A 26,424-nucleotide genomic window follows, 5' to 3' on the forward strand; every position below is an offset into this window, starting at 1 on the left:
ATGGGTGATCCTTATTGTTTCTTCCGTGCCGGCGCGCCCTGCTGCGGCACGGGCGTCGCGGCGGGGACGTTTGGCGCCACGGGCGCCGGTGCCGGTGCCGGTGCCGGCGCAGGTGCGCCCTGGCGCGCTTCCGCTGCCGCTTCGGCGGCGTCCGGATCTTCAATCGGCACCAGCTGCACCGCATCTTCCTTCGGCACCTTGGTGGTTTCCTTGTCGGCCGGGCGTTTGCCCAGCAGGTAGAAGTCCAGCGCCTTGCGGGCGATAGGGGCGGCAATTTCCGCGCCCCAGCCGGCGTTTTCCACCACCATGGCGACCACGATCTTCGGCTTGTCGGCTGGCGCAAACGCGGTGTACAGCGCGTTGTCGCGCAGGCGCTCGGCCAGCGCCGACGCGTTGTACTTCTCGTTGGCCTTGATGCCCACCACCTGCGCCGTACCGGTCTTGCCGCCGGAGGTGTAGGCGGCATTGGCGAAGGCGCGGTAAGCGGTGCCGCCTGGCTCGCTGTTCACGCCCACCATGGCGCTCTTGATGATGTCGATGTTTTCCTGCTTGAGGGCGATGCGGTAGCTTTCGCTCGGCACCGTCAGCTTGCGCGCGCGCGTGCCGCCGTCTTCAAGGATCTTGACCAGGTGCGGCTTCATCACCACGCCGTTGTTGGCCAAATTGGCCATGGCGTGGGCGATCTGCAGCGGTGTGTAGGAGTTGTAGCCGGAGCCGTTGGACACCGAGATGGTATCGCCGCCGACCCACCTGCCGGCATTGCCTTTGAAGCGCTTGCGCTTCCACTCTTTCGACGGCAGCACGCCGGTCTTTTCATTATCCAGGTCGATGCCGGTTTTTTCACCGAAGCCGAAAGGCCGCATGAAGTCCGTGATCGAGTCGATCCCCATGTCGTTGCCAAGCTGGTAGTAGTAGGTATTGCAGGACACGATGATGGAGCGGCGCAGATCGACGTTGCCGTGGCCACCGACTTTATCGTCGCGGAACTTGTGGCCGCCCAGATAGAAGAAGCCGGGATCAGGATAGGCCGTCGCCGGATTGCGCTTGCCCAGTTCCAGCGCCGCCAGCGCCATGAAGGGCTTGAAGGTGGAACCCGGCGCATAGGTGCCGGACAGCGGACGGTTAATCATCGGCCGGTCCAGCGAGGTATTCAGTTCGCTCCAGCTTTGCGCATCGATGCCGTCCACGAACAGGTTGGGGTCATAGCCTGGGCGCGACACATAGGCAAGGATGTCACCCGTTTCCGGCTCGATCGCGACAAACGCGCCGCGCCATTCGCCAAAGGCCTCTTCCACCACCTTTTGCAGCTCGATGTCGATTGACAGGATCAGGTTATTGCCTGGCGTGGCAGGGGTACGCGACAGCGTGCGGATGGCGCGGCCACCGGCCGACACTTCCACTTCCTCGTAGCCGGTCTGGCCATGCAGCTGCTTCTCGTAGCTTTTTTCCAGACCTTCCTTGCCGACATGGTCGGTGCCTTTGTAATTCGGGCCGTCATCGCTCGCCTCGATCGCCTTGACTTCGGACTGGTTGATGCGGCCGATGTAGCCGATCACGTGCGACGCCGTTTCGCCCAGCGGATACTGGCGGAACAAACGCGCCTGCACTTCCACGCCAGGGAAGCGGAAACGCTGCGCGCTGAAACGCGCCACCTCTTCATCGGTCAGGCGCGTACGCAGCGGCACGCTTTCAAATCCTTTGGACTCTTCCAGCAGCTTCTTGAAGCGCTTGCGGTCTTTGATATCGACGCTGATCAGTTTGGACAGCTCATCGATCGCCTCATCCAGCGTGGTATTCAGCTTGGATGGCGTGATCTCCAGCGTAAAGGCAGAGTAGTTACGCGCCAGGACCACACCGTTGCGGTCCAAAATCAGGCCGCGGTTCGGCACGATGGGAACCACGGCGATGCGGTTCTCTTCCGCCTTCACCGCGAAGTCACTGTACTTCATCACCTGCAGCCAGATGAAACGCAGCAGCAGCAAGGCGAAACAGAAAAACACCATCCCACCCAGCACCGTCAGGCGCAGGCGGAACTGCTGCAGTTCGCGCTGGTTGTCCTTAATCTCAGTCATGCTGGCGGGGTGGCGTCAGATCGGTCGGGTGTGGTCGCGATCCACCGCGCGGCGCTGGGGCGCCAGCAACAGCCAGGTGATCAGCGGCCACAGTAACGCGGCGGCCACGCTCTCAATAAAGTAGAACCAGCCGGGGAATTTGCCGGACACGAAAAAGCGCACGACAAACTGCGCCGACTGCGCCATCAACAGCAGCGGAAAAACGTGCATGGCCTGGGTCCAGATCGGGAACCACAGCATCCGGCGATGCAGCATGATGGCGAAGTACGACAGCAGGGTGTACGCCAGCGCATTCTCGCCCAGCAGCGTGGAATCGTGAACATCCATGAGCAGGCCCAGAACAAAGGCAGTGCCGATGCCGACCTTGCGCGGCTGGTGCACCCCCCAGAATACCAGCAGCAGCGCGACGAAATCCGGCACGCCGATGAAGTGGCCCCAGGGCAGAAGATTAAACAGGAAGGCGCACAGCAGGCTGAATGCGATGAACAGCGGGCTGACCGGCAGCAGAATATAGTGAGGACGGTTCATCGGGCCGGCTCCTTGGGTTTGTTGGCAGCCGGCGCCTGGGCGGCGGGTGCCGCTGGTGTGGCGGCTGCATTCGGCGTGGCGGACGGCGTCGTGCCCGGCGTGGCGGCCGTTGCGACCGGTGCGGCGGCGGCCGGCGCCGGCTTGGGCATCACTGGTATCAGTCCCGGTGCACCGGTTGGCGCAGCGGCAGGCTGGCCTTCTGCGCCCTCTTTCGGCACGTCCTTGATCGGCGCCATCTTGTTATTGTGCTTGCGCAGTGCGCGCGGTTCTTCCTCCGGCGGACGTGCCGGCATCTCCGGCGTCGACATCAGAATCAGCAGCTGGGTGTTGTTGGTGATGCCGGCCAGCGGCTGGCAGATCACACCGCCGAACGAACCACCGGCACTGTTTTCCACCTGACTGACGCGCGCCACCGCCAGGCCGGCCGGATACACACCGTCCAGGCCAGAGGTGACCACAATATCGCCCACCTGGATATCCGCATTCGGCGCTGTAAAGCGCAGTTCCAGATTACCGGACTTGCCGCGGCCATAAGCCACGCTGCGCAAGCCATTGCGCAGCAGCTGCACCGGAATCGCCTGCTCCTTGTCGGACAGCAGCGTCACCTCGGAAGTGAACGGGAACACGCGCGTGACCTGACCGACCACGCCCTGGTTGTCTATCACGGGCAAACCCAGCGCCACGTCATTGCGGGTACCGCGGTCGAGAATGATTTTACGGCTGTTGAAATCGCGCGCGTCATACAGCACTTCGGCCAGCATGGACTTGACCGGCAATTGCTGGCGCGCGTCGAACAGGCGGCGCAGCTGCGCGTTTTCCGCGGACTGGAGCTGCGCCTGCTGCAAAGCCTGCGAGTTGAGTATCTGCTGACGCTTCAACTCCCGCACCTGCTTTTCCAGCGACGACAACGTGGAGAAATAATCACCGGCGCCATAAATGGCGTCGCGCGGCAGCAAGGCCGCCATTTGCAGCGGGTACAGTACGGTGGCAGCCGCCGTACGCACCAATGGCAGGATACGCATGTGCGAGTCGACCAGCAGCAGCACGATCGATATGCACGCGAACACCATCATCTTGACCCGGGCCGAAGCGCCTTGCTTGAAAAGTGGCGGAGGACTGTATTCCATGACTTCCAATAATCCGGCGCTCGCGCGCCATCGAGACTGTCAACTCACCCTAAAGCACCGGGGCCGCTATTTGGCGGCCCCGTTTTTGTCAGATCACTCGTAGGAGAAGATCGAACCCAGTTGGTCCATCCGCTCCAGCGCCATGCCGGAGCCACGTACCACGCAGGTCAGCGGATCTTCCGCTACCAGCACCGGCAGGCCGGTTTCTTCCATCAGCAGACGATCCAGGTCGCGCAGCAATGCGCCGCCGCCGGTCAGCATCATGCCTTTTTCGGCGATGTCGGCGCCCAGCTCTGGCGGGGTCTGTTCCAGTGCGTTCTTCACGGCCGAGACGATGTTGTTGAGCGGGTCGGTCAGCGCTTCCAGGATTTCGTTCGAGGAGATAGTGAACGAACGCGGAATACCTTCCGACAGGTTGCGGCCCTTGACTTCCATTTCCTTGACTTCAGAGCCAGGGAAGGCGGAGCCGATGGCTTTCTTGATGGCTTCAGCGGTCTGTTCGCCGATCAGCATGCCGTAGTTACGGCGGATGTAGTTGACGATCGCTTCATCGAACTTGTCGCCACCCACGCGTACCGAACCTTTGTAGACCATGCCGCCCAGCGAGATGATGCCCACTTCGGTGGTACCGCCGCCGATGTCCACCACCATCGAGCCGGTTGCATCCGACACTGGCAGGCCAGCGCCGATGGCTGCTGCCATCGGTTCTTCGATCAGGTACACCTGCGACGCACCAGCGCCCAGCGCCGATTCACGGATCGCACGGCGCTCTACCTGGGTCGAGCCGCAAGGGACGCAAATGATGATGCGTGGCGAAGGACGGAAGAATTTGGAGTCGTGCACCATGCGGATGAACTGCTTCAGCATCTGCTCGGTGACGGTGAAGTCGGCGATCACGCCGTCTTTCATCGGGCGAATCGCTTCGATATTGCCAGGTACTTTACCCAGCATCTGCTTTGCTTCCTTACCAACTGCCTGAATCGTCTTCTTGCCATTTGGGCCGCCTTCCTGGCGGATGGCGACGACCGACGGTTCATCAAGGACGATGCCTTGGCCGCGAACGTAGATCAGGGTGTTGGCCGTGCCCAGGTCGATGGCCAGATCAGAGGAAATGTAACGACGTAAAAAACCAAACATTAAAGTGTCCCGTGGCGCTACTAGGTGTGCGCGTAAACCGTTGAGTGAAAAATTCTGTCCGAATGCGTCTGTCCGAATGCGGCGGCAGCAATGATTCAGCGCCGACAACGCATCAACCCGCCATTCTACCTTATAATTTGGCTGCGATTTATCGAAAATCCACCCAAAAGTGTATAGCCTGAGGCCGCGATTTAAGCGGCATTCGTCGGGATTTGTAGACGAATAGGCAGAAATTCAAGTTTTTTATCAATATCACAATTAAACCTGCGCGGCCCGTCCGCGCCATACGCCATGTCCCTGACCTTATCCGACGTAACCCGCATTGCCAAACTGGCCCAACTTGAGATGAGCGAGCAGCAGAGCGCCACGGCGCTGGAACAGCTGAATGGCATCTTTGCGCTGGCCGAACAGATGCAGGCGGTCGACACCGAAGGCGTCGCCCCGCTGAGCCACCCGCTGGCGGCGCACATGAATAACATCGCCCTGCGCCTGCGCGAAGACGTGGCCAGCGAGCCGAATCGCCGCGAAGACTATCAAACCGTTGCACCCAAGACCCAGGACGGCCTGTACCTGGTGCCGAAAGTGATCGATTAATTGACGCAATAGATGCAATAGATGCAACCGCGCTCACTGCGCCCTGCCCTTCGCACCGATCACGAATCTGAATTGAAACGCCATGCATACCAAAACCATTAAAGAGCTGTCCGCACTCCTGCAAAGCAAAGCGATTTCCGCCACCGACCTGGCCAAGCACTTCCTCGACCGTATCGAGCAAAGTGACCTGAATGCCTTCCTGCACGTGGACCGTGAGCTGACCCTGGCGCAAGCCGCCGAAGCGGACGCCCGCATCGCCGCCGGCACCGCCACGCCGCTGACCGGCGTACCGATCGCGCACAAAGACATCTTCGTCACCAAAGGCTGGCGTTCCACCGCCGGCTCGAAAATGCTGGGCAACTACGTCAGTCCGTTTGACGCGACTGTCGTTGAGAAGTTCAACAAGGCCGGCATGGTCACGCTGGGCAAACTGAATTGCGACGAATTCGCCATGGGTTCGGCCAATGAAAACTCGGCCTTCGGCGCGGTGAAAAATCCGTGGGATAAAACCGCCGTACCAGGCGGCTCCTCGGGCGGTTCCGCTGCGGCAGTTGCTGCGCGCCTGGCGCCGGCCGTTACTGGCACCGACACCGGCGGTTCGATCCGTCAGCCAGCATCGTTCTGCGGCATTACCGGCATCAAGCCAACCTATGGCCGCGTATCGCGCTTCGGCATGATCGCGTTTGCCTCGTCGCTGGACCAGGGCGGCCCGATGGCGCAGACCGCAGAAGACTGCGCGCTGCTGCTGAACGCCATGGCCGGCTTCGATGAACGTGATTCGACCTCGCTGACGCCGGAACTGGGCGGCGTGGAAGAAGACTTCACGCGCGAACTGGGCCAGCCGCTGACCGGCCTGCGCATCGGCGTGCCAAAAGAGTACTTCGGCGAAGGCTTGTCGAAAGACGTGGAAGATGCCGTGCGCGCCGCGCTGGCCAAGTATGTTGAACTGGGCGCGACCCTGGTCGACATCTCGCTGCCAAACACCAAGCTGTCGATCCCTGCCTATTACATGATCGCGCCGGCGGAAGCATCGTCCAACCTGTCGCGCTTTGACGGCGTGCGTTACGGCTTCCGCGCAGAAGGCTACAAGGACCTGCAGGACATGTACCGCAAGACCCGCGACCAGGGCTTCGGCAATGAAGTGAAGCGCCGCATCATGGTCGGCACCTATGTGCTGTGCCACGGCTACTACGACGCCTACTACCTGAAGGCGCAAAAGATCCGCCGCCTGATCGCGCAGGACTTCGAGAAAGTGCTGAATGGTCCGGACGCCGTGTGCGATGTCATCATGGGACCGGTCGCGCCGACCGTGGCCTGGGACCTGGGCGACAAGTCGGATGATCCGGTGGCCGCCTACCTGGCCGACATCTACACGCTGTCGACCAGTCTGGCCGGCCTGCCTGGCATGTCGATCCCGGTCGGCTTCGGCGCCAAGAACCGCCCTGTGGGCCTGCAGATCATCGGCAAGCACTTCGGCGAAGCCAAGCTGCTGAACGTGGCGCACGCCTATCAGCAAGCCACCGACTGGCACACCCGCGCTCCGGCCGGCATCTAAGAACAACCGTCATTCCCGCATGCGCGGGGACGACAAACGGAAACATAAGCGAGAACAATATGGAATGGGAAGTCGTCATCGGTATTGAGAACCACGTACAGCTCACTACCGCATCTAAAATCTTCAGCGGCTCGCCGACCACCTTCGGCGCCGAAGCCAACACCCAGGCCAGCCCGGTTGACCTGGCGCTGCCTGGCGTACTGCCAGTCATGAACAAGCAGGCCGTCGAGCGCGCGATCCGCTTTGGCCTGGCGGTCGGCGCCAACATCGCGCCGGCGTCGATCTTCGCCCGTAAAAACTACTTCTACCCTGACCTGCCGAAAGGCTACCAGATCAGCCAGTTCGAAGATCCGGTGGTACAGGGCGGCACCATCACCTTCGGCTACGAGAAGGATGGCGAATTCGTCACCAGGACCATCAACCTGACCCGCGCCCACCTGGAAGAAGACGCCGGCAAATCGCTGCACGAAGACTATGCCGGCATGTCGGGCATCGACCTCAATCGCGCCGGCACGCCGCTGCTGGAAATCGTCTCCGAGCCGGAACTGCGCAGCGCTGCGGAAGCAGTCGCCTACTGCAAGGCCCTGCACTCGCTGGTGATGTGGCTGGGCGTCTGCGACGGCAACATGCAGGAAGGCTCGTTCCGCTGCGACATCAACGTCTCGGTGCGTCCGAAAGGCCAGCAAGAATACGGCACCCGCTGCGAGATCAAGAACCTGAACTCGTTCCGCTTCATCGAAGAAGCCGTGCACGTGGAAGTGCGCCGCCAGATCGAACTGATTGAAGACGGCGGCAAAGTGGTGCAGGCGACCCGCCTGTACGATCCGGACCGCAAGGAAACCCGCGAAATGCGCAGCAAGGAAGACGCGCAGGACTACCGCTACTTCCCGGACCCGGACCTGCCGCCGCTGGTCATCTCCAACGCCTGGATCGAGCAGGTAAAAGGCACCATGCCTGAACTGCCAGCCGCCATGCGCGCGCGCTTCATCAGCGAATACGCGCTGCCGGACTATGACTCGCTGGTGCTGACCCAGTCCAAAGCCATGGCCAACTACTTCGTCGCCGTGGTGGATGCCGCCGGCAAGGAAAACGCCAAGGTCGCCGCCAACTGGCTGATGGGCGACGTCTCCTCGACCCTGAACCGTGAAGGCGTGGACATCGCCGATGCACCAGTCAAGCCTGCGCAACTGGCGCTGATGCTGAAGCGTATCGCTGATGGCACCATCAACAACAAGACCGCCAAGGAACTGTTCGGCGACATGTGGGCAGCCAAGTCGGACGACGACAATCTGGTGGATGCGCTGATCGAGTCGAAAGGCCTGAAACAGATCTCCGACACCGGCGCGCTGGAAGCCATCGTCAACGAAGTCATCGCCAACAACGAGAAGTCGGTAGAACAGTACCGCGCCGGCAAGGAAGCAGCGATCAACGCGCTGATCGGCCAGGCGATGAAAGCCTCGCGCGGCAAAGCCAACCCGGCGCAGCTGACCGAGCTGCTCAAGGCCAAGCTGGCCGGCTAACACGACAAAGGACGCCTCGGCGTCCTTTTTTTATTGGTGCTCCGGACCGTCCCAACCCTCCAGGTACTTGGTCAGCGTATCCACCACATCAATCAAGCGATAGCGATAGAACAGGTGCATGGCCGGCTGCCAATCGGCCGGCAGCATGCCGCCCGCCGCCCGCGCCACGATGCTGTTCGGGACCACGCGCATCCCAAGCCGGTTAGTGCCAAACAAGGTCTCGCCACACTGAGCACAAAACGCCTTCGACAGCTGCTTGTGCGGATGTGCATAGCGCGTCACTTCTCCCGACAGCAAGGTCAATGCCTCCGGCGGCCACGCCGTAGCGGACAACATCGTCACGCCATAGAAATCTCGGCAGGTCTCACAATGGCAGTGAGCCCGTGCCGCCGGTGCACCATTCAACGCATATCGCACACTTCCACAGCGACACGCAACAGTCAACGCTTCCATCATTCCGACTCCTGAATCAAGTTTGTAAAACCAGGCGGTACCAATTCCTATCCGGCTGCGCCAACCGCAATAGCGCGCCATTCTTCGCGGATGTGCGGCTATTCTGCATGAAGAGCAAAATATCAAATACACGGGCAGGATGCGTCGCCAACTGCATCAATCGCGGTTGGCCAGTAGCTGTCAGAGCAGCCACGATCTTGTCTTGATGATCGTTCCAGGCGCAGCCCAGAATGTACGGCATATGGATAATCTTCTGCACGGTGACAGTATGTTCATTTGACAGGTCAGCCATCAGAAAACGGCTTCCCCGCATGCCGGAAAAACCGCCATTCTGGGCGCCATCACGAACCTGGCCATCAAACGCACAGGTATAGCAAGTCAGCAGCAGCATCGCCTTCATTGGATACGTGGCGTTGGTACAGTTGATGAAGAGTCCATCGGAAAGCATCGTCAGCAATTCGAGTACGCGGCGATCCAGTTCAGTCAACCGGTCTGCTGCACGCAACTTGCTCTCAATACGGGGTGGGGTCAATCTCAAGGCCGACAGCGTGGCGATGGCCTGAAAAACCTCCTTCCTCTGCAAAAAGTCACTGATTTCCCCCACCGGCCGTGGTGCGGGCGCGCGCCGCAGAGTCGCCCCCCAATTGATCATTACGCGAATCAATTCCTGCGCAAGCCTGTCAGCATGCACAGACGCGTCGCCTTCAAGGTAATCCGCTGTCAGACCGTGAATCAGCCAGTAGTCATCTACATAGTCCGGATTAAACGCCTTAAATGCACTAACCAGCGCGGAAGGTTCGCCAATAACTGTTTGAATCACGGTAGTCCTTTCTATCTGGTGCGTGGACACAGTCTACGGCAAACAGTATCGAACAAGTCAAGCCCCGGCTTGCATCTCACGCAAAGCAAACATAAAGTGCTTGACTTGGAGTGCACTCTAACTTTTAGGATCTGCTTATGGAATCGCATCTCAGCATTGAAGAAGCCGCACAACGTACCGGCCTGACGGCGCACACGCTACGCTATTACGAGCGTGTCGGCCTGATAGCGCCGGTTCCCCGCGCACCGGGCGGGCAGCGCCGTTATGCGGCGGCCGACATGGCCTGGATCGAATTCCTGCTGCGCCTGCGAACGACCAATATGCCCATCGCGAAGGTGCAGGCATTTGCTCAACTGCGCAGCGCCGGGAATGCAACCGTGACGGACCGTCGCCAGATGCTGGAACTGCATCTGGCGGATGTCCTGGCACACATCGAGACGATGCAGCAGTCCGTCCACGCGTTGCAGGACAAAATCAAACACTATCGTGAACTTGAAAAGGAAGGACTCACTCATGGAAAACGAAAATCGCTACCAGCGCGGACTGGCAAAACTCCAGGAAATCGACGGTGAAGCCGGGGAGCGTGTCGTCGCCAGCCTTGAAGACATCGCGCCGGACTTCGCGCGCTACCTGATCGAATTCCCGTTCGGCGACATCTACTCGCGCCCCGGCCTGGACTTGAAAAGCCGCGAGATCGCGACCGTCGCTGCGCTTACGGCACTGGGTAACGCCGCACCTCAGCTCAAGGTCCATATCCACGCGGCGCTGAACGTCGGCGTCACCCGTACCGAGATCGTTGAAACCATCATGCAGATGGCCGTCTACGCCGGTTTCCCGGCGGCCCTCAACGGCTTGGCCGCCGCCAGGGAAGTTTTTGACTATACATAATTGTCTACATCGGACAACGCAGGGAAAATAGGCAAAAATTGAAGTATACATTCTTGTCTAGACATACTAATCTAGTTCTACCGCAACAGAGGAGCTGCCATGAGCATTCCCAAACCAACCGCGGCAGAACTGGAGCTGCTGCAAACCCTTTGGCCACTTGGCTCGGCAACTGCAAAGCAGGTGCACGAAGCCATGCTGGCCGAAAAACCTGACCTCGCCTATGGCACTGTACTGCGCCTGATGCAGATTATGCACACCAAGGGCATCCTCATCCGCGACGAAAGCCAGCGCTCTCACATCTACGCGCCGGCACAGGCGCAGGACACGCTGCAATCGAGCCTGCTCAAAGACCTGATGCACAAAGCCTTCGCCGGCTCGGCCAAGGCGCTGGTACTGGCCGCGCTGCGCTCCGGCATTTCGAAAAAAGAGCGTGACGAAATCGAAAAACTGCTGAAGGAAGAAAAGAAATGAGCGCCTTCGTCTTCGCACTTGGCATGACGCTGATGCACTTCCTGTGGCAAGGCCTGCTGCTTGGTTGCGTCACCGCCGCCGCCCTCACCCTACTGCGCAACAGCCGCGCCGAATACCGCTACCTGATCGCCTGCTCCGCCCTGTTCGTCAGCCTGTGCTGGCCAGTGCTGGATCTGTTTCAGCGCCTGAACGGGGATGCCATGTCGGCAAGCGCCAGCATTCCGGCCCTGCCCTGGTCGACGCAAGCCATCGCCGAAGACAGCAACTGGTTCAACCTGCTCGACTCCATGCGCGGCATCGTCAGCGCATGGGCGCTTTGTGCAGCCGTGCTAGCCCTGCGCATGATTGCCGGCCTGCTGTGGATAGACCGCACCTCGCGCCAGCCAGCCACCTGCAACCATCAGGAGCAGCTCCGGTGGGAAGCCAGCCTGTCACGCCTGGCGCAGCGCTTCGGTGTCAGCCGCACCGTGCGCTTGCGCGTGATCGATACGCTGTCCAGCCCTGTCACCGCAGGCTGGTGGCGGCCGGTGGTACTGGTGCCGGCGGCACTGATTGGCCGCATGCCGCCTGACCTGCTGGAGGCGCTGCTGGCGCACGAAATGGCGCACATCAAACGCCATGATTACCTGATTAATCTGCTACAGAGCGTTATTGAAACACTGCTGTTCTACCACCCTGCCGTCTGGTGGATTTCGAACCGCATCCGTATCGAACGTGAACTGATTGCAGACGATACCGCAGCAAGACAGCTCGGCGAACCGCGGCGCTTGGCCCTTGCCCTGTCCGAACTGGAAAAACTCCAGTTCTCCACTCACCAACTGGCCCAGGCGGCCAATGGAGGAAATCTGATGATGCGTATTCAACACCTGCTTCGCCCTGCGCCACAAGCCCTGAACTGGAAAACCGCCGTTGCCATGCTGGGCATGGCGATGGCTTGCCTGTCGATCTATGCGGAAGCCACGGCAGCGGACAAGCAAGTCTCCGACCGGGTAAAGCCTGTGGTCGATTTCAATACCTGCGCCAAGCCTGTCTGGCCGCAAGCAGCCATCCAGGAACAGCGCACCGGCACCGTGAAGCTGGCATTCCTGATCGACCGCAATGGCAAGGTAGGCGACTCCAAGGTCGAACATAGCAGCGGTCACGCCGATCTGGATGAAGCATCGCGTGCCGGGATTGAGAAATGCACGTTCAAACCGGCGACCAAAGCAGGTAAGCCTGTCGAGTCCTGGACGCACCTGCAATATGTGTGGATACTCGAATGATAAAAAGCGCATTCCTCCTCACCGCTTTATTGTCCAGCATCGCCAATGCCGCCAGTTTCGATCCCGAAGTTAACCTGGCCAAGGTGGAGCAGGAGGCACAGCGCCTGCGTACCCAACTGCGCAATCCGGCGCTGGCCTCGGACAAGGTAAAAATTACGCTCAACAGCAAGCTGCAACAACTCGGCAATCAACGCTCGTTCGTGGGAGACAGCGACGGCGCCATGGCTGCGTTTGACGAGACGGAGACGCTTCATGAGCGCCGCAATGCCGCAGCCGATGCCGGCGAATCGGCGCGGCTGGAAGCCGCCAAAGCGGAAGACGCGATCAGCGCCATCGTCCGCGAGGCCGCCAACCACCGCATCGTCATTCTCAATGAAGCACACCATGTTCCCTTGCACCGGGCATTCGCCATGCGGCTGGCGCGCGAACTGCGCAAGCTGGGCTACACCTGGCTCGCCTGCGAAACCTTCGAGAACACGCCACTGAGAAAAGGCTACCTGGCGCTGTCGGACGGCTACTACTCGCGTGAACCCGCCTTCGGCAACTTCCTGCGCGACGCCGCAGCGGATGGCTGGAAGCTGGTGCAGTATGAGCCGTTTGATGAAATAACCGGTGAAACCGACGCCCAGCAGATCGATCAGCGTGACAGTGGCGAAGCGCGCAATCTGGTAAAACGCATCTTTGACCAAGACCCCAACGCCAAGGCGTTCATTTATGTTGGCTATAGCCACGCGCAGAAAGTACCGCGCGTCGGCGACAGTGGCGGCGGCGCCTGGATGGCCGCGCAGCTGAGCCACATGACCGGCCTGGAGCCGCTCACGATCGACCAGACCATCATGATGGAACACGTCGATCAGGCAGCTGAATACCCTTTGTATGCGGCCGCCGTCGGTGGAGCCGGACAAACCACGCCGATCGTGCTGCGTGCGCCCGATGGCCGCTATGAAGTTTTCGGCCGCTACCGCCTTTCCATGGACATGCAGGTAATACACCCGCGTTATGGAACGGACGCGGATACGGGCCGTCCGACATGGCTACGTACGGTGGCAGGCTTTCAGCCGGCGGAGATACCGCAGAAAATGCGCCGGCCGGCCAAGCCATACTTCGTCTACGCTTATCCCAAAAACCAGCCGAAAGATGCCGTCCCGGCTGACATTGTGCAAATCACGCCGGGCAAGCCGCTGCCCAAGCTGATGCTGCCGGATGCGCAGTTCCGCTTCGCGATCCGGCAATAGGGCTTAATCCTTCACGCCTACCCAGCGGCCATTATCAAGGCGCAGGCGCTGTTTCATTTGCAGCTGTCCTTCGCCTTTCATGATGTAGGCGATCATCGGGAAGACCTGCTGCGCCGAAGCTTCTTTCATCCACGGCGCGGCGGCAAACTTGTAGGTATAGCTTGCGGTGCCGCTGGCTTCATCCCACGACGCCAACTTGGCCACACTGAGCTTACCGACGCAAAAATCACCGCTACGCGCGATCTTTTCACCACTAGGCGAGATGGTCGTCGTCGCGCGCTTGAGATAGAACTTTCTGCCCGCCGCCGTCAGCGCATAGCGTTCGACCGGCACTTGCGCGTCACCGCGCCTGGTCATGCCGCTTTCCACGTGCACCAGTCCCAGTTTCGCCAGCACCGGCAGCTGTATCGCATCACGGCTGCCCGCTTCCGCATCGCCCGCTGCAACGTCGATCGGCCAGTCGAATTTGCCGACACAGACATCACCATGCTGCGACAGATAATGATCCAGTCCTGCCGCCATTGCGGCGCTAGGCTGCTGCGCCAGGTCCGCGTCCGTCAGCGTCTTGAGGAAGGCTTCCAGGTCCGCCATCTCCTGCTCCGTCATCGGCGGCGTACTGCCGCGCGGACGGCCGTCGAGCGGCATCTGCTTGTCGAGATTATCGCGATAGCGCACCGGCAGGTCGTTGAATTTCTGGACCACGCCCTTGACCTTCGGGTACCAGCGTTCCGGCTCCGTATCGCGCGTGTTGTAGAAGCGGATAACCTCGCTCAGCGATTTGATCGATCCGTTGTGGAAGAAGGCCGAACGCGTGGCGACGTTGCGCAGGGTCGGCGTCTTGAACATGCCACAGTACTGTGCGCTGGCCGGACGCGGATGGTCAGGACGGTCGCAGATACCCAGATCGTTGTAACCGGCATTGCGGTTGGCCGGAATATCCTTGTTGCGCGGGACGCCAATCGCCGCATAGGTAAAGTCGGTGAACAGCTTGACGCTGCCGTTCATCCCCGCACCGTTGTAGTGGCATGCGAAGCAGTTGCCCTTGTCTGGATCGCTGTAGACGGCAAAGCCGCGCATTTCGGCGGCAGTCAGATCGCCGCCTATCTTGTTGCTAGAGTAGAGATCGTATTTGCTGCTGTATGGGTGGAAGCTATTGTCTTCCAGCTGATATGCCTGCAGCGTGTCCAGCGCATGCTGGAACGCTTGCTTGTTGTTGGCGAAGACTTCCACACCAAAGGTATTGCGGAACTGGTCAGCGTAAGCCGACGCCTTGATCTTGCGGACCACATCGGCCACGCTCTTGTTGGCCATTTCGTGTTTTGCCAGCAGCGGGATACGCGCCTGGTCCGCCAGCGTGGCGGCGCGGCCATCCTGCGTGTGGCCGCCGCCTGGCCCCGGCGTGCTGATGCCGTCCGGGTTGTCCAGCATGTCCGCATAAGGCGGCGTGTATTCCTGATAGCGCAGCGATGGCACGGCGCGCACGCCTGCGGTACGCATCTTCGGACCACCCAGCTGCACCGCCAGATTATTCGGTGGCGCATGCGCAAACGCAGGGTCGTGACAGGTGGCGCACGCCAGCTTGCCGGACCCGGACAGGCTTTTATCGAAAAACATCTGCTTGCCGATTTCAGCGGCGGCGCTCAATGGCGCCGCCACCGGGACGGCAACGGCTTGCGCCGTCGCCGCAATCAGCACCATCATCAGTGCTGATTTCATCTTACTTGAGCGCCCATCCGTTACGCTGGTCGGCATCCGGACCGACCTGCTTGATGGTTGGGTAGCCGTTCTTTTGCACATAGCCCGCCGGGATCACGTAAGTGTGATTCATCGGACGCACCGCGTCGAAGTGTGCATCGGCGCTGCCGGCGTATTCCGGCAGATTCAGGATGTTCGCAGCGATGAATTTCTGCGAATACTTCGAGCGGTTCATATACGACCAGTCATCGGAGGGATCGGCCAGCTGGAACATGTCCTGCAGCGTGCGTACCAGCGAGATATGGCTGTAGGCATCGCTGTCCACCACGCCTTTAGGTGCAGCAGACTGGTTGTTCAACACCCCGAAGGTCGAGGTGCCATGGCCCTTGTTGCCCTGCTTGTAGTTGGTGATGACTTCATTGGACACCGTGCCATCGGCATTCTTCACCAGTGGCCCCAGCGCCAGCGGACTGCCGTTGGTGTTCCAGCCGCAGCAGGAATTGAAGCCGCTGGTCGCCGTGCCTTCGTCAAACATCATCACGATGGCGACACGCTTGTGTGGATTGTTCCACAGCGGCGATGCCTGGATTTTCTTGATCAGATAATCCGTGTACTTGTCGCCACGGTAGATCAGCGCATTGCCCGAGCAATCGCTGGCGGCCTTGGTCGCGCTGCTGCCCGGCATAGTACCCACCAGCGTCACGCCATGCATGTCGTCGCACTGGTCAGGTTCCAGGATATTCAGCTGGCCCACATCGCCGCTGGCCAGGTCGTCGCCGAACTGGTCTGCGTTCCAGCCGGCCGGCGCAATGGCTTTCAAGGCCTCGTCCCACTGGCCGCCGCCCATGGTGCGGTTATTCGCCAAAAACTCCGGCGAGCTACGAACATTCTGGAAGAACACGCTGCCATTGTGCTTGGCGGCGTACAGCGCGCTGGCCAGACGCACTTGCAGGCCTGGCGTGCCGATCGCGCCCACTGGCTCGTCGGCCGTGTACAGATAGTCCGGCGCGACGATGGTGTTGTCCGCCGTGCCGTCCTTGCGCCAGTCGGCGCCAGGGTTCTTGGACTCGCTGTACACGCGCCAGCTCATGCCCTTGCTGGTCAGTGCGGTGAACAGATTCTGCTTGCCCTTGATATTGTGGTTGGTGGTGTTGCTGCATGCGTTCACGCCTGGCGGCAGCGGCAAATCCTCAATCGCATTGGCGGCGGTGGTGCCGCTTGGGTAGCAGTTGAACGCGCTGTCGTCGGTAATGCCAAAGTCGTCGGCGGAAGCGATCGCCAGGCGGTTAGGCTCGGATGGATTGCCGGTCGAGTAGTAGCTGGTGAACTGGTTGCCCGCGTTCAGGTAGGCATTGATGCGCGGTGCGTACTTCGAACCTTTGATCGACGACGTGGCCTTGTTCTCCAACACGATCAGGAACACGTGGTCGTAACGTGGAATACCTTCCAGGTTCATTGCCGTCAACTGCGCTTCCTTCATCGTGATCGCCGGGCCGGTGGCGTTGGGATCAACCGCCAGTGCAGCCGGCGATACATCATGGCGGTCCACCATTTTGGCAGCGAACGAGAAGCGGCTGCTCAGCAGCACAGACTCTTTCAGTACCTCGGCGCTGGCACCGGTGGTGTCGCTCAAGATCGTATCGGCGCTGACATTCAGGCGCGTGGCCAGATGGTTTTTTGCCGACTCGAAGCTGATGCGGTCATCGTCCATGATGCGGGCGACTTCCGTGGTCAGTGGCGAGATGGCGACACGGGCCGGCACCAGTGGATTAATCAGCGCAGCCGATACCTGGTCGGCTGGCGCGCGCAACACCATGCGCTGCGTGACAGCCTTGCCGTTGTTCAGCGACGTGGTGGAAATTTCGGCGAGCAGCGGACCGGTGGAGCGCGCGGCCAGCAGGAAGCTGCCATCGGCTTTGGTCAGCACACTGGTTTCACCAGCATCGCACACACCGTTGTCGTTGGCGTCAAGGCATACCTTGGCCGACTGGTACAGCGACGCTGCGACGCGCGAAGCAGCACTGGCGCCTGGCGAGTTGGCGATGACCGGCGGCGTAAATTCAGTACCGGATACTACGCCACGAATGGCGACCGGCGTGGCGGCAGCAAATGCCGGCACAGCCAGCGACAATACGGCGCCCGCAACGGCGCCCGAGATCAGGGAGATTTTCAACATGGAGATTCCGTTTCGTCAGTGATGGGACCAGATCAAGCCTGGCGACGGCGACGCGCAAACGTGCCCACCAGGCCCAGGCCGGCGAGCAGCATGGCGGCGCTGGCTGGTTCAGGCACCGGCGCGGCAACCAGCGACCAGGTCGCATTGTGGGTCGGCTGATCGAAAGCGATGTCGCCGTTGTTCCAGTTCACCGCATAGGCTTGATTGCCAATCAGGGCGTCGCTGCTATTGACGAAGAAGAATTGGGCGCTGACATCCGCCGCATTGTGCTGCGGGTCGGCATCGGCGAAGATGAAGTTGTTTTTGGCGGCGTTGGTCGACACCACCGCGCCTGCGGCGCTACTCCAGTCATGCGTGACCGCGCTCCACGAAGCGCCACTCAGGGCGCCTGCGAAATCCGTGCCGTTGAAATTGATGTGGACATTGGAGACGCCTTCCACCAGGTCACCAACCAGATGGCCGGTCAGGGAGCCGGTAACGGCCGGACCGTCGGCGAAGGTGTAGGAGAAGTTAAACGTTTCAGCGTGTGCGGATGCAAACGCCGCCAACAGGAGGGCTGCGCTAATAATTTTTTTCATTGATGGCTACCTGAGATGATGGGAGCCGGAATGATGTGATTCTTTTGTTACGTACGCATGACAACAAATTAATAACTGGCGTCCGTTTTGTTTCGTATTGTATCAACGGCTATTCAAACAGCCCGGCAATGGCCAGCGGTGTGCTGCCCGTAACAAGCTGCCCGGCCTCCGGCAAGGAGGCAAAGCGGTAGACCACCACGCGCAGGTTCTGCACCACATCGTCCGCAAACGCCGGCCCGTCCTTGACGGCCAGCGTGACCGGCGCAGCGCCAGACGCATGGAACTGCACCTGCGCCGTGTCACTGCGCCCATAAGTGAATTGCACACCCACGCAGCCTTTGCCGGCATTGACGCCCGAGTAGCGCAAATACGCCAGCTGCTGCTCGCACGCGGTACGCAAGTCCGCCGCCGTGTAGACGCCATCCGGCCGCGTGACGATAGACACCCACGGCCCGGCCTTGAACTGGCTCGCCTTGCGGTTGACCACCAGTTCCGCGTTGTCGTCATACGCCGCTTTGGAAAACGGGAACACCGCACGGCCCAGCGCATCCAGCGCCAGCGATACCTGCGTGGCTTTGCTGTTCAACGTCAGCCGCACGCCATCCATCGAGACGTTTTTGTCACGCGGCCGCAGGCGGTAGTGATTCTGCAGGAACTGCTTGGGCTTACCGTATTTTTCAAACCAGATCATCTGGCGGTAGGCATCGCGGTAGGCGATCCAGTCGCTGTCCTCCTGCGCGCAGGCGAACGCCGGCAACAGGCAGAGGAGGAGCAGGATCAACGCACGCATGGTCAAAACCGGTACGCCAGGCCAGTGGACAACACGGTGAACGTGCGGCGTTCGACAATCGGGCTGGCGGCAGGCTCGCTGCCCAGGCGCGTCACCGTCACGGCACTGCTCAGCAGCCACCGGCTGTTCAAAGACCAATTCCAGTTGGCGCCTGCATTGACCGAAGCCATGCCGCCGGACGGCGTGTAATCCCGCACACCGCCAGCATCGCGGCGCACTTCATAGCGCTCGCGCATGACCGGGTCGCTGGCCAGCGACACACCCGCAGACAGCGACAGTGTGTGATGCGGCGCCAATCCGGTCCAGCTCCGCTGCACACCTACATCGCCACGGAAGCCGTGCGCACTGGTGTCGTACAGGATGCTGGCGCGCAGCCGCGCATCCTCGCCCAGGTAGTAGTTGAAGAAGCCGCCCGCATCCAGCGAACCGCGAATGGCATGCGAACCGCGCAGACGCCGGTCGTCGCGCGGTTCGCGTGAGTTGGTGGATGCCAGCAGCGGGCCATATTCCACGCCAGCCGTTTGCGACAGATGCCATCCGGCGATGCCGCCAGACGATACGAAGATGCCATTACTCCATTCCGCCTGCAGCAGCGGGCGCAGTAGCACCGGGCGTTTCTCCCCGGCTGCTGCTGCGTTGCCTGTCACGACTGCTATCCCCACATACATGTCCCGGCTACCGTCCGGCATCATCGACATACTGTCTTCTGCGCACACCAGGCCGCACAGCGGCAAGAGCATCAATGGGAATAGCTTGTTCATGTCTTCCTTAAAAACCGACCTTCACGCCCAATGAAAACTTATCCATCGACACGCTCAGGCCTGGCTGTTTGAGTTTATCCGTATGTTCCAGTTCCAGCTGCAGCGCCACATCCCTGGTGACCATATAGGCCACGCCGAGCCCCAGATACAGGCCTGTCTTATGCACCGAGCTACTGCCTGATCCGCTCTTGTCCGACAGATCCACCTTCATGCGTCCTTGCGCAACGCCCACCTTACCGTACAGCGACCAGTCATCGCTCAGCTGCCACGTGTTCCGCGCGGCCAGATAGGCCACGCTGGGCTTGAGCTTGAGGCGATAACTGTCCGGAAAATCAAACGTGTACTCATTACCCAGGCCACGGTATCCGGCCTCCAGCGCCCACGACGGCGACAGCACGTAGCCGGCAAACACGCCCGCATACACCGAGTTCTTGTTGGCGTCGCGATCAGCCTGGCCAGTGCCATCGGTTAACTTGAGCTTGCCCTTGCCTGGACTGACGTTGGCGCCGAGGTACAGATCCTCGGCATGCGCCGCCGAACTTGCCGCGAGAACGATCAGGGTGGTGCACAAAAATTTGTTCATGTCAGATTCCGTGTGAAGTAAGAGTCTCCATGGTAGGGAGACATCCAGACGGAATCCGCCGCGATCTGTCGCAGAATTGTCCTCAATTTGTAGGGTGCATTTGTATAAAAAGTGTACACAGTTGTACCTGATTGTCGAAAATGCCAATTTGGCCGCGCGCTCTACTACAATGGTGCTCCAAACAGGAGATGCGATGCAGCGTGTAATGCTGGTGGAAGACGATGCGCGGCTGGCCGCGCTGGTAAAGGAATACCTCGACGGCTACGACTACCAGGTCGATGTGGTCGGCCGTGGCGACCTTGCACTCGACCGCTTCCGCGATACGCAGCCCGACCTCGTCATCCTCGACCTGACGCTGCCTGGCATTGATGGCCTGGTGGTGTGCCGCCAGCTGCGCCAGCTCAGCGCCGTTCCCATCCTGATCCTCACCGCACGCGAAGACAGCTTCGACGAAGTCTCCGGCCTCGAACAGGGCGCCGACGACTACGTCAACAAACCGGTCCAGCCGCGCGTGCTGCTGGCGCGCCTGCGCGCACTGCAACGGCGTGGCGCCAGCATCGCCGGCAGCGACATCGTGTTTGGCCAGCTGCGCATCTCGCGCGAGAACCGCACCGTACACTGGCGCGCGCAGGAAGTGCCGATGAACAGCGCCGAGTTCAAGCTGTTCCTGATACTGGCCGATGCGTCGGGCAAGGTCATGTCGCGCAACGACATTCTGGTCAAGATGCGCGGCATCGAGTTTGATGGCCTGGACCGCAGCATCGACAACTGCGTTTCGCGCCTGCGCCGCAAATTCGGCGACAGCGGCACGGACCGCATCAAGACCGTCTGGGGCGAGGGATACCTGTTCAGCCCTTCGGCCTGGGAATGAATCGCCTCTTCCGGCGCTTCGTACTCCTGGTGCTGCTGGCGATGACGCTGGCCAGCGCCGTGATCTACCTCACCTTCCGCCTGTTGTTTGGCGACCCGCTGGAACAGATCGCGCGCCGCCAGGCGGCCGGCCAGATCTTCCTGCTGGAGCAGTACATCGACCAGGCGCCTGCCGATGAATGGCTGCCGCGCCTGAACAGGGTGCGCGAAGTCTCCGAAGTCACACTGGAACTGCAACCGCTGGCAACCGCACTGGCCGCCCTGCCCGCACGCCAGCACGCCGCGCTGCTGCGTGGCGAGGTGGTGATGGACGTGACAGACAAGGCCTACTACCGCCGCGTCGACACCAGGGGCGTGCGCTACATCGGCAGCGACGACGACGTGATCCACGCCCAGCACCTGCCCATCGACATCGGCGAGGCATTGAACATGGAGGCGATACGTTTCGGCCTGATTGCGCTGTTCCTGCTGGTGCCCATCGGCTGGTGGTCGCGCCGTCACTGGCGCGGTTTACAGTCGCTGTCGCAGATGGCGGATGCCTTCGGCCGTGGCAATCTGACTGCACGCGCCACCGTCGAACGCAGCGCCAGCATTGCGCCGCTGGCAGGCCACATCAACGACATGGCGGAACGCATCGCCGCACTGCTGGAGGCGCGCCGCCATCTGCTGCACTCGGTATCGCACGAGCTGCGCACGCCGATCGCGCGGCTGGAATTCGGCATGGAGCTGCTGCGCGAGCGTCATGCCGGCGACGATGAGGCGCTGCTGCGCCGCCTGGAGGCCATGGAAACCGATGTCGGCGAACTGAAAGCGCTGGTCAACGAGTTACTGAGCCTGAATCAGCTGGATCACGCGCAAGCCATGCAGCAGCAATCGTTTGCCGTCGCGCCGCTGCTGCGCGCCTGCATGCCGCCGCCGGGCACCCAGCATTTCAGCGCCAGCATCGCGGACGATCTGGGCGAACTGCACGGCGATGCGCGCCTGCTGGCACGCGCCATCAACAACCTGCTGGGGAATGCGGCCAAGTACGCGCAGTCGCGCATCACGCTGACGGCAACGCGCGGCGAACAGCTGCGCATCGTAATTGAAGATGATGGCCCAGGCATTCCGCCACAAGCGCGCGCCCAGGTTTTTGAACCGTTCTACCGGCTGTCGCGTGACGCCGACCACGCGGCGGGAGGTTATGGCTTAGGACTGGCAATCGCCGCGCGCGCCATCCAACTGCATGGCGGCGCTATCACCATCGACGAGTCACCGCTGGGCGGCGCCCGTTTTACTGCATCCATTTGAGGATGTCAGCAAAGATCTGCTCGCGATTGAGTTCGTTGAAGTTCTCGTGGAAGTTCTGCGGATAACGGTGATAGCTCAGCAGATGCGCCGGCACGGCCTTCAGGATCGCCTCCCCGGCGTCGGCATCGGCCAGCTTGTCGTCGCCGGCCACCACCGCGAACAGCGGCTGTGTCCAGCCTGGCATGCGCGCCGCCAGCCCCTGCTGGGCCGCCGTCAGCGCATTGCCAAAGCGGACCGTGATTTCGCTGGCGCGGATGTTGTCGCGTTCATCGTCGTAGTGGCGTGCGGTGATGCTGGTGTCGTGCGTGAGCTGGTGCGTCAGCGATGCCAGCGGCACCTTCATGCGCGGCGCCAGCGCACCGAGCACACCGGACAGCGCCAGCAGCACCGGCGATACCTTGATCGCGTTCACGTAATACGGCGAAGACAGGATAAAGCCTTTAACGGCGGCGTCTCCGGCGAAATGGCCGAGGCCCAGGTGGGTAGCGATCAGCGCCCCCATCGAGTGGCCCATCACAAACACCGGCAAGCCAGGGTACTGCTGCTTCACCCATTGCAGGAACAGCGCACTGTCATCGAGGAAGATGTGGAAGCCGGGGATATCCACGCGCCGTGCATCCTGATGGCCGCACAAGTCATAGGCCACGGTGGCGATGCCATGCTGACGGAAATACAGGGCCGGCGTGACATAGTCGCCGCCATGGGCCATGCCGCCGTGGATGGCCAGGATCACCGCGCGCGGCGCGTCAGGTTCCCATACGTGGACACGGCGCTGCACACCCTGCCCTGCGGTGAAGGTGGTGAGGCGGTCTTCGGCGAAGCGCATCAGGCGGTGATGCTCAGGTTAATGCCCATCTCGACCAGGGTAGTCATGTCGGCCAGCGACAGATCCAGCGTCGGCGTTGCCGCGCCTTCGTCGCTCGGGAAGGAGATGCGCAGCTCGGCGGCGACATCGGAACGCTCAAAGTGGATGCCGCGCGCCTTGCATTCACCAAGGTAGAAACGGATCTGCTTGAGCAGCTCCACCGGATTCTGCTCCGTGCCGATCGCCACGTAAAAACCGGAATCGATACGCACGCGGCCGTCCGGCTTGACGTCGCCTTTTTGCCAGTCGCCATGCGGTTCAGTTGGCAGGCCGTCGCGGACGTCTGCCAGGCCCTCCGGGTCGCCGTGTACTTTGAGTGTTGCGATGTTCATGGATGTGCCTTATTTTGGTCTCCTACCAAAATAAGGTTACACCATAGAAATATCAATGTCTAGCAATATAGCCAATTAAACAATGCCGTATTGGCTGCGGTAGGCGGCCACTGCGTCCTTGTACTGGCTCAGCTGCGGATCCGCGCCAGCGCCGTTCAGGTAAGCGAACAGGTCGTCCAGGTTGCCGATCGAGATGACCGGGATGCCGTACTTCTGGGTGACTTCCTGCACCGCCGACAGGTCGGAGATCTGGCCATCCTTGCCGCCGCGTTCCATGCGGTCCAGCGCGATCAGCACGGCGCATGGCTCGGCGCCGGCAGCGCGTATCATTTCCACCGATTCGCGCACCGAGGTACCGGCCGAAATCACGTCATCGATAATTACCACTTTGCCTTGCAGCTTGGCGCCCACGATGGTGCCACCTTCGCCGTGGTCCTTGGCTTCCTTGCGGTTGAAGGCAAACGAGGTGTTGCGGCCTTTGCCGGCCAGCGCCACAGCAGTGGCCGAGGCCAGCGTGATGCCTTTGTAGGCCGGGCCAAACAGCATGTCGAACTGCACGCCGGAATCGAGCAGCGTCTGCGCGTAGAACTGCGCAACCTGGGCCAGCGTGGCGCCGTCATGGAACAGGCCGGCGTTGAAGAAGTAAGGGGACTGGCGTCCGGCCTTGGTGGTGAACTCGCCGAAGCGCAGCACGCCGCTCTGGACCGAAAACGCGATAAATTCCTGACGAAGATTGTTCATGATGCCTCATTTCTTTAAAGTGCCCGTATTTTACCGCTACACTAGCGCATTCCGACATTTCCGCAGCGATTCATCTATGCCAAAAATCATCTCCGCCAATCTGAACGGCATCCGTTCCGCCTCGTCCAAAGGCTTCTTCAACTGGATGGCCAAGCAGGATGCCGACTTCGTCTGCGTGCAGGAACTCAAGGCGCAAGCGCCGGACATGACGCCGGAATTCCTCAACCCGGGCGGCTACCACGGCCACTTCCACTACGCCGAGAAAAAAGGCTATTCCGGCACCGGCGTGTATAGCAAGATTGAACCGGACCGCGTGGTCATCGGCTTTGGCGCGCCGGAGTTCGATGCGGAAGGCCGCTACGTGCGTTGCGATTTCGGCAATCTGACCGTGATTTCCGTCTACTGCCCGTCCGGCTCGTCCGGCCCGGAGCGCCAGGAAGCCAAATTCCGCTTCATGGACCTGTTCCTGCCCCATCTGCAGCAGCTGCATGCCGAAGGCCGCGAAGTGGTCATCTGCGGCGACTGGAACATCGCCCACAAGGAAATCGACCTCAAGAACTGGAAAGGCAATAAAAAGAATTCCGGCTTCCTGCCCGAGGAACGCGAATGGATGACCCGCATCTTTGACGAAGTGGGCTTTGTCGACGTCCACCGCGGCCTCGATCCGCGCGAAGAGCAATACACCTGGTGGAGCAACCGCGGCCAGGCCTACGCCAAGAACGTCGGCTGGCGCATCGACTACCACGTGGCCACCCCCGGCATCGCCGCCAAGGCCACCACCGTTGCCGTCTACAAGGAAGAGAAATTCTCCGACCACGCGCCGCTGACCATCGAATACGGCGCGCTGTAAGCGATTCAGCGTTGCTCCACGGCCGCTGATCTGATAACGTTGGCCGCAAGGGCTTCCTTTTCCACTTGCGGCCACATATGAGCGTTCTCGGGACTGGTATTTATCCACTCAGCCAAGCCGCCAAGCTGCTTGGCACAGAGCCGCGCGCGCTACGCCGCTGGCTGTATGGATACGCGCGTAAATACCACGGCAAACACGTCAGATCATTACCGCTCTGGACCACACAACATGAAGGCCAAGGGCTTCCCGGGGAAGTCATTGGCTTCCGGGATTTGCTGGAAGCGCGCATGGTCCTGGCCTTCCTGCAGCACGGAGTCAATCTTAAAGTCATCCGTGCCACCATTGAAGCAGCGTCCCAACAATACGGCACTGACTTCCCACTCACCCAGCGAGCGTTCCTCACTGACGGAAAACGGATATTTCTCGATGCTGTAGAGACAGCCACGGGCGAAGAAAAGATCATCGACGTACTGAAAAAACAGTTTGTTTTTTCCGACATCATCAAACCTTCCCTGTATGCGGGCATTGAATATGGCATCGATGGCGCAACGCGCTGGTATCCATTAGAAGACAAGAAAACCGTCGTCCTCGACCCTGGCCGCCAATTTGGAACGCCCATCATTACGGACAGCGGCATCCCTACTGACACGATTTATGCGTCCTACCTGGCAGAGTTGCGCGACACCGCAATGGTGGCGCGCATCTTCAATCTTTCTCCTTCCATGGTCGATGACGCGGTAGAGTTTGAAGAAAGACTCGCGGCTTGAAATATTTCTTCGACAACAACCTGTCCCCTCACCTGGCACACGGGATTCAGGCTCTGTCGGCCGTGGATCCCGCTGTCGAACAAGTCATTCATCTGACCGAACGGTTCGCCCGCAATGCTCCCGATCTGACCTGGATAGGTGAACTGCAACACGATGGTCCCTGGTGCATCATTTCCATTGATCGATTCAAAAAGCAGCACAATGCAGAACGCGCAGCAATTCGCCGTGCGGGGCATATCATTTTTATCTTGGACAGCCAATGGTCCCGGCAGCGCTACTGGGCACAAGCCGAACGTCTGGTTAAATGGTGGCCGCAAATCATCACCCATTCGGTACAGGTCAGTGATGGGGCATATCGGGTACCGTGGCGGCATGCTGCCGTGAGCAGGTTTCAAACTGTCGCGCTATAAGGCGTTGTTTAGCCGCACAAACTGTCGTTTATGAAATTTACTAATTAGAAAGGA

28 protein-coding genes are annotated in these 26,424 nt (G+C 60.6%); 13 read left to right on the top strand and 15 right to left on the bottom strand.

All coding sequences use genetic code 11. The features are described from left to right. Positions 1–11: 11 nt before the first annotated feature. The 4 genes from mrdA to GTP58_RS22270 form a co-directional block, all read right to left on the bottom strand. Entirely contained in the window at positions 12–2,072 is a 2,061-nt protein-coding gene (mrdA, locus tag GTP58_RS22255) for a penicillin-binding protein 2 (RefSeq protein ID WP_161079292.1), read from the bottom strand. Between the two features lie 15 nt (positions 2,073–2,087). Beyond that, a complete protein-coding gene (gene mreD, locus GTP58_RS22260) occupies positions 2,088–2,600 on the bottom strand; it encodes a rod shape-determining protein MreD (RefSeq protein ID WP_161079293.1) in 513 nt (170 codons plus the stop codon). Further along, a complete protein-coding gene (gene mreC / locus GTP58_RS22265; protein WP_161079294.1) occupies positions 2,597–3,727 on the bottom strand; it encodes a rod shape-determining protein MreC in 1,131 nt (376 codons plus the stop codon). Before mreC ends, mreD begins: the two co-directional genes overlap by 4 nt. A 93-nt stretch (positions 3,728–3,820) precedes the next feature. Continuing rightward, positions 3,821–4,864 (bottom strand): rod shape-determining protein, encoded by a 1,044-nt coding sequence (locus GTP58_RS22270; RefSeq protein ID WP_072789105.1) that lies wholly within the window; start codon positions 4,862–4,864, stop codon positions 3,821–3,823. Between the two features lie 291 nt (positions 4,865–5,155). Between GTP58_RS22270 and gatC the strand changes: the two genes are divergently transcribed. The 3 genes from gatC (at position 5,156) to gatB (ending at position 8,533) form a co-directional block, all read left to right on the top strand. After that, positions 5,156–5,458, top strand: coding sequence for an Asp-tRNA(Asn)/Glu-tRNA(Gln) amidotransferase subunit GatC (gene gatC / locus GTP58_RS22275; RefSeq protein WP_072789107.1), 303 nt, complete (start codon positions 5,156–5,158; stop codon positions 5,456–5,458). Positions 5,459–5,540: 82 nt separating this feature from the next. Beyond that, positions 5,541–7,013: an Asp-tRNA(Asn)/Glu-tRNA(Gln) amidotransferase subunit GatA gene (gene gatA / locus GTP58_RS22280; RefSeq protein ID WP_161079295.1), complete on the top strand. Its 1,473-nt coding sequence runs from the start codon at positions 5,541–5,543 to the stop codon at positions 7,011–7,013. Positions 7,014–7,057: 44 nt separating this feature from the next. After that, a complete protein-coding gene (gatB, locus tag GTP58_RS22285) occupies positions 7,058–8,533 on the top strand; it encodes an Asp-tRNA(Asn)/Glu-tRNA(Gln) amidotransferase subunit GatB (protein ID WP_373924769.1) in 1,476 nt (491 codons plus the stop codon). A gap of 30 nt (positions 8,534–8,563) precedes the next feature. On the opposite strand, the gene GTP58_RS22290 is transcribed toward gatB, so the two are convergent. Both GTP58_RS22290 and GTP58_RS22295 read right to left on the bottom strand, forming a co-directional pair. Then, complete coding sequence (locus GTP58_RS22290; RefSeq protein ID WP_161079297.1) at positions 8,564–8,989, bottom strand: GFA family protein; 426 nt, start codon at positions 8,987–8,989, stop codon at positions 8,564–8,566. Between the two features lie 13 nt (positions 8,990–9,002). Beyond that, positions 9,003–9,806: a hypothetical protein gene (locus GTP58_RS22295; protein WP_161079298.1), complete on the bottom strand. Its 804-nt coding sequence runs from the start codon at positions 9,804–9,806 to the stop codon at positions 9,003–9,005. A 137-nt stretch (positions 9,807–9,943) separates the two neighbouring features. On the opposite strand from GTP58_RS22295, the gene GTP58_RS22300 reads away from it, so the two are divergent. The 5 genes from GTP58_RS22300 (at position 9,944) to GTP58_RS22320 (ending at position 13,662) form a co-directional block, all read left to right on the top strand. Continuing rightward, the gene (locus tag GTP58_RS22300; protein WP_161079299.1) at positions 9,944–10,378 is read left to right on the top strand and encodes a MerR family transcriptional regulator; all 435 of its coding nucleotides are present in this window, start codon (positions 9,944–9,946) and stop codon (positions 10,376–10,378) included. Next, positions 10,320–10,694, top strand: coding sequence for a carboxymuconolactone decarboxylase family protein (locus GTP58_RS22305; RefSeq protein WP_072789116.1), 375 nt, complete (start codon positions 10,320–10,322; stop codon positions 10,692–10,694). The genes GTP58_RS22300 and GTP58_RS22305 overlap by 59 nt, the downstream gene beginning before the upstream one ends. A gap of 99 nt (positions 10,695–10,793) precedes the next feature. Then, positions 10,794–11,165, top strand: a complete 372-nt coding sequence (locus tag GTP58_RS22310) for a BlaI/MecI/CopY family transcriptional regulator (RefSeq protein WP_161079300.1) — start codon at positions 10,794–10,796, stop codon at positions 11,163–11,165. Next, positions 11,162–12,427: a M56 family metallopeptidase gene (locus GTP58_RS22315; RefSeq protein WP_161079301.1), complete on the top strand. Its 1,266-nt coding sequence runs from the start codon at positions 11,162–11,164 to the stop codon at positions 12,425–12,427. Before GTP58_RS22310 ends, GTP58_RS22315 begins: the two co-directional genes overlap by 4 nt. Next, a complete protein-coding gene (locus GTP58_RS22320) occupies positions 12,424–13,662 on the top strand; it encodes a hypothetical protein (protein WP_161079302.1) in 1,239 nt (412 codons plus the stop codon). The genes GTP58_RS22315 and GTP58_RS22320 overlap by 4 nt, the downstream gene beginning before the upstream one ends. 3 nt (positions 13,663–13,665) lie before the next feature. Here GTP58_RS22320 and GTP58_RS22325 read toward each other — a convergent pair whose 3' ends face one another. The 6 genes from GTP58_RS22325 to GTP58_RS22350 form a co-directional block, all read right to left on the bottom strand. Further along, positions 13,666–15,378, bottom strand: coding sequence for a cytochrome-c peroxidase (locus tag GTP58_RS22325; RefSeq protein WP_229215693.1), 1,713 nt, complete (start codon positions 15,376–15,378; stop codon positions 13,666–13,668). 1 nt (position 15,379) lies between these two features. Next, entirely contained in the window at positions 15,380–17,533 is a 2,154-nt protein-coding gene (locus tag GTP58_RS22330) for an alkaline phosphatase family protein (protein WP_161079303.1), read from the bottom strand. 32 nt (positions 17,534–17,565) lie between these two features. After that, positions 17,566–18,111, bottom strand: coding sequence for a PEP-CTERM sorting domain-containing protein (locus tag GTP58_RS22335; protein ID WP_161079304.1), 546 nt, complete (start codon positions 18,109–18,111; stop codon positions 17,566–17,568). 109 nt (positions 18,112–18,220) lie between these two features. Continuing rightward, complete coding sequence (locus GTP58_RS22340) at positions 18,221–18,901, bottom strand: hypothetical protein (RefSeq protein ID WP_161079305.1); 681 nt, start codon at positions 18,899–18,901, stop codon at positions 18,221–18,223. A gap of 2 nt (positions 18,902–18,903) precedes the next feature. Further along, positions 18,904–19,662, bottom strand: a complete 759-nt coding sequence (locus GTP58_RS22345) for a MipA/OmpV family protein (RefSeq protein ID WP_161079306.1) — start codon at positions 19,660–19,662, stop codon at positions 18,904–18,906. 7 nt (positions 19,663–19,669) lie between these two features. Next, positions 19,670–20,245 (bottom strand): porin family protein, encoded by a 576-nt coding sequence (locus GTP58_RS22350; protein ID WP_161079307.1) that lies wholly within the window; start codon positions 20,243–20,245, stop codon positions 19,670–19,672. 193 nt (positions 20,246–20,438) lie between these two features. On the opposite strand from GTP58_RS22350, the gene GTP58_RS22355 reads away from it, so the two are divergent. Together GTP58_RS22355 and GTP58_RS22360 are read left to right on the top strand one after the other, a co-directional pair. After that, a complete protein-coding gene (locus GTP58_RS22355) occupies positions 20,439–21,116 on the top strand; it encodes a response regulator transcription factor (RefSeq protein WP_072789135.1) in 678 nt (225 codons plus the stop codon). Next, positions 21,113–22,405: an ATP-binding protein gene (locus tag GTP58_RS22360; protein ID WP_161079308.1), complete on the top strand. Its 1,293-nt coding sequence runs from the start codon at positions 21,113–21,115 to the stop codon at positions 22,403–22,405. Before GTP58_RS22355 ends, GTP58_RS22360 begins: the two co-directional genes overlap by 4 nt. Here GTP58_RS22360 and GTP58_RS22365 read toward each other — a convergent pair. The 3 genes from GTP58_RS22365 to pyrE form a co-directional block, all read right to left on the bottom strand. Further along, on the bottom strand, positions 22,389–23,231 hold the full coding sequence (locus tag GTP58_RS22365; protein ID WP_161079309.1) for an alpha/beta fold hydrolase: 843 nt from the start codon (positions 23,229–23,231) through the stop codon (positions 22,389–22,391). The genes GTP58_RS22360 and GTP58_RS22365 overlap by 17 nt on opposite strands. After that, positions 23,231–23,602 (bottom strand): hypothetical protein, encoded by a 372-nt coding sequence (locus tag GTP58_RS22370; protein WP_072789141.1) that lies wholly within the window; start codon positions 23,600–23,602, stop codon positions 23,231–23,233. The genes GTP58_RS22365 and GTP58_RS22370 overlap by 1 nt, the downstream gene beginning before the upstream one ends. Positions 23,603–23,677: 75 nt before the next feature. Continuing rightward, on the bottom strand, positions 23,678–24,343 hold the full coding sequence (gene pyrE, locus GTP58_RS22375) for an orotate phosphoribosyltransferase (protein WP_072789144.1): 666 nt from the start codon (positions 24,341–24,343) through the stop codon (positions 23,678–23,680). 76 nt (positions 24,344–24,419) lie between these two features. Here pyrE and GTP58_RS22380 point away from each other — a divergent pair, with 76 nt between their 5' ends. From GTP58_RS22380 to GTP58_RS22390, 3 genes are all read left to right on the top strand, one after another. Further along, on the top strand, positions 24,420–25,193 hold the full coding sequence (locus GTP58_RS22380) for an exodeoxyribonuclease III (RefSeq protein WP_161079310.1): 774 nt from the start codon (positions 24,420–24,422) through the stop codon (positions 25,191–25,193). Positions 25,194–25,270: 77 nt separating this feature from the next. Then, on the top strand, positions 25,271–25,960 hold the full coding sequence (locus GTP58_RS22385) for a DUF433 domain-containing protein (RefSeq protein WP_161079311.1): 690 nt from the start codon (positions 25,271–25,273) through the stop codon (positions 25,958–25,960). Further along, positions 25,957–26,370 carry a hypothetical protein gene (locus tag GTP58_RS22390; protein ID WP_161079312.1) on the top strand — a complete coding sequence of 138 codons (414 nt, stop codon included), beginning with the start codon at positions 25,957–25,959 and terminating at the stop codon, positions 26,368–26,370. Before GTP58_RS22385 ends, GTP58_RS22390 begins: the two co-directional genes overlap by 4 nt. Positions 26,371–26,424: the final 54 nt, after the last annotated feature.

The organism is Duganella sp. CY15W (assembly GCF_009857555.1).
In the GTDB taxonomy this organism is placed as follows: domain Bacteria; phylum Pseudomonadota; class Gammaproteobacteria; order Burkholderiales; family Burkholderiaceae_D; genus Rugamonas; species Rugamonas sacchari.

Coding starts and splice junctions, on each gene's coding strand:
- GTP58_RS22385 (WP_161079311.1), top strand. CDS start 25,271: ATGAGCGTTCTCGGGACTGGTATTTATCCACTCAGCCAAGCCGCCAAG.
- gatA (WP_161079295.1), top strand. CDS start 5,541: ATGCATACCAAAACCATTAAAGAGCTGTCCGCACTCCTGCAAAGCAAA.
- mreD (WP_161079293.1), bottom strand. CDS start 2,600: ATGAACCGTCCTCACTATATTCTGCTGCCGGTCAGCCCGCTGTTCATC.
- gatC (WP_072789107.1), top strand. CDS start 5,156: ATGTCCCTGACCTTATCCGACGTAACCCGCATTGCCAAACTGGCCCAA.
- GTP58_RS22325 (WP_229215693.1), bottom strand. CDS start 15,378: ATGAAATCAGCACTGATGATGGTGCTGATTGCGGCGACGGCGCAAGCC.
- mreC (WP_161079294.1), bottom strand. CDS start 3,727: ATGGAATACAGTCCTCCGCCACTTTTCAAGCAAGGCGCTTCGGCCCGG.
- GTP58_RS22290 (WP_161079297.1), bottom strand. CDS start 8,989: ATGATGGAAGCGTTGACTGTTGCGTGTCGCTGTGGAAGTGTGCGATAT.
- GTP58_RS22360 (WP_161079308.1), top strand. CDS start 21,113: ATGAATCGCCTCTTCCGGCGCTTCGTACTCCTGGTGCTGCTGGCGATG.
- GTP58_RS22320 (WP_161079302.1), top strand. CDS start 12,424: ATGATAAAAAGCGCATTCCTCCTCACCGCTTTATTGTCCAGCATCGCC.
- GTP58_RS22340 (WP_161079305.1), bottom strand. CDS start 18,901: ATGCGTGCGTTGATCCTGCTCCTCCTCTGCCTGTTGCCGGCGTTCGCC.
- mrdA (WP_161079292.1), bottom strand. CDS start 2,072: ATGACTGAGATTAAGGACAACCAGCGCGAACTGCAGCAGTTCCGCCTG.
- GTP58_RS22270 (WP_072789105.1), bottom strand. CDS start 4,864: ATGTTTGGTTTTTTACGTCGTTACATTTCCTCTGATCTGGCCATCGAC.
- GTP58_RS22365 (WP_161079309.1), bottom strand. CDS start 23,231: ATGCGCTTCGCCGAAGACCGCCTCACCACCTTCACCGCAGGGCAGGGT.
- pyrE (WP_072789144.1), bottom strand. CDS start 24,343: ATGAACAATCTTCGTCAGGAATTTATCGCGTTTTCGGTCCAGAGCGGC.
- GTP58_RS22300 (WP_161079299.1), top strand. CDS start 9,944: ATGGAATCGCATCTCAGCATTGAAGAAGCCGCACAACGTACCGGCCTG.
- GTP58_RS22305 (WP_072789116.1), top strand. CDS start 10,320: ATGGAAAACGAAAATCGCTACCAGCGCGGACTGGCAAAACTCCAGGAA.
- GTP58_RS22330 (WP_161079303.1), bottom strand. CDS start 17,533: ATGTTGAAAATCTCCCTGATCTCGGGCGCCGTTGCGGGCGCCGTATTG.
- GTP58_RS22345 (WP_161079306.1), bottom strand. CDS start 19,662: ATGAACAAGCTATTCCCATTGATGCTCTTGCCGCTGTGCGGCCTGGTG.
- GTP58_RS22370 (WP_072789141.1), bottom strand. CDS start 23,602: ATGAACATCGCAACACTCAAAGTACACGGCGACCCGGAGGGCCTGGCA.
- GTP58_RS22310 (WP_161079300.1), top strand. CDS start 10,794: ATGAGCATTCCCAAACCAACCGCGGCAGAACTGGAGCTGCTGCAAACC.
- GTP58_RS22335 (WP_161079304.1), bottom strand. CDS start 18,111: ATGAAAAAAATTATTAGCGCAGCCCTCCTGTTGGCGGCGTTTGCATCC.
- GTP58_RS22350 (WP_161079307.1), bottom strand. CDS start 20,245: ATGAACAAATTTTTGTGCACCACCCTGATCGTTCTCGCGGCAAGTTCG.
- GTP58_RS22355 (WP_072789135.1), top strand. CDS start 20,439: ATGCAGCGTGTAATGCTGGTGGAAGACGATGCGCGGCTGGCCGCGCTG.
- GTP58_RS22380 (WP_161079310.1), top strand. CDS start 24,420: ATGCCAAAAATCATCTCCGCCAATCTGAACGGCATCCGTTCCGCCTCG.
- GTP58_RS22315 (WP_161079301.1), top strand. CDS start 11,162: ATGAGCGCCTTCGTCTTCGCACTTGGCATGACGCTGATGCACTTCCTG.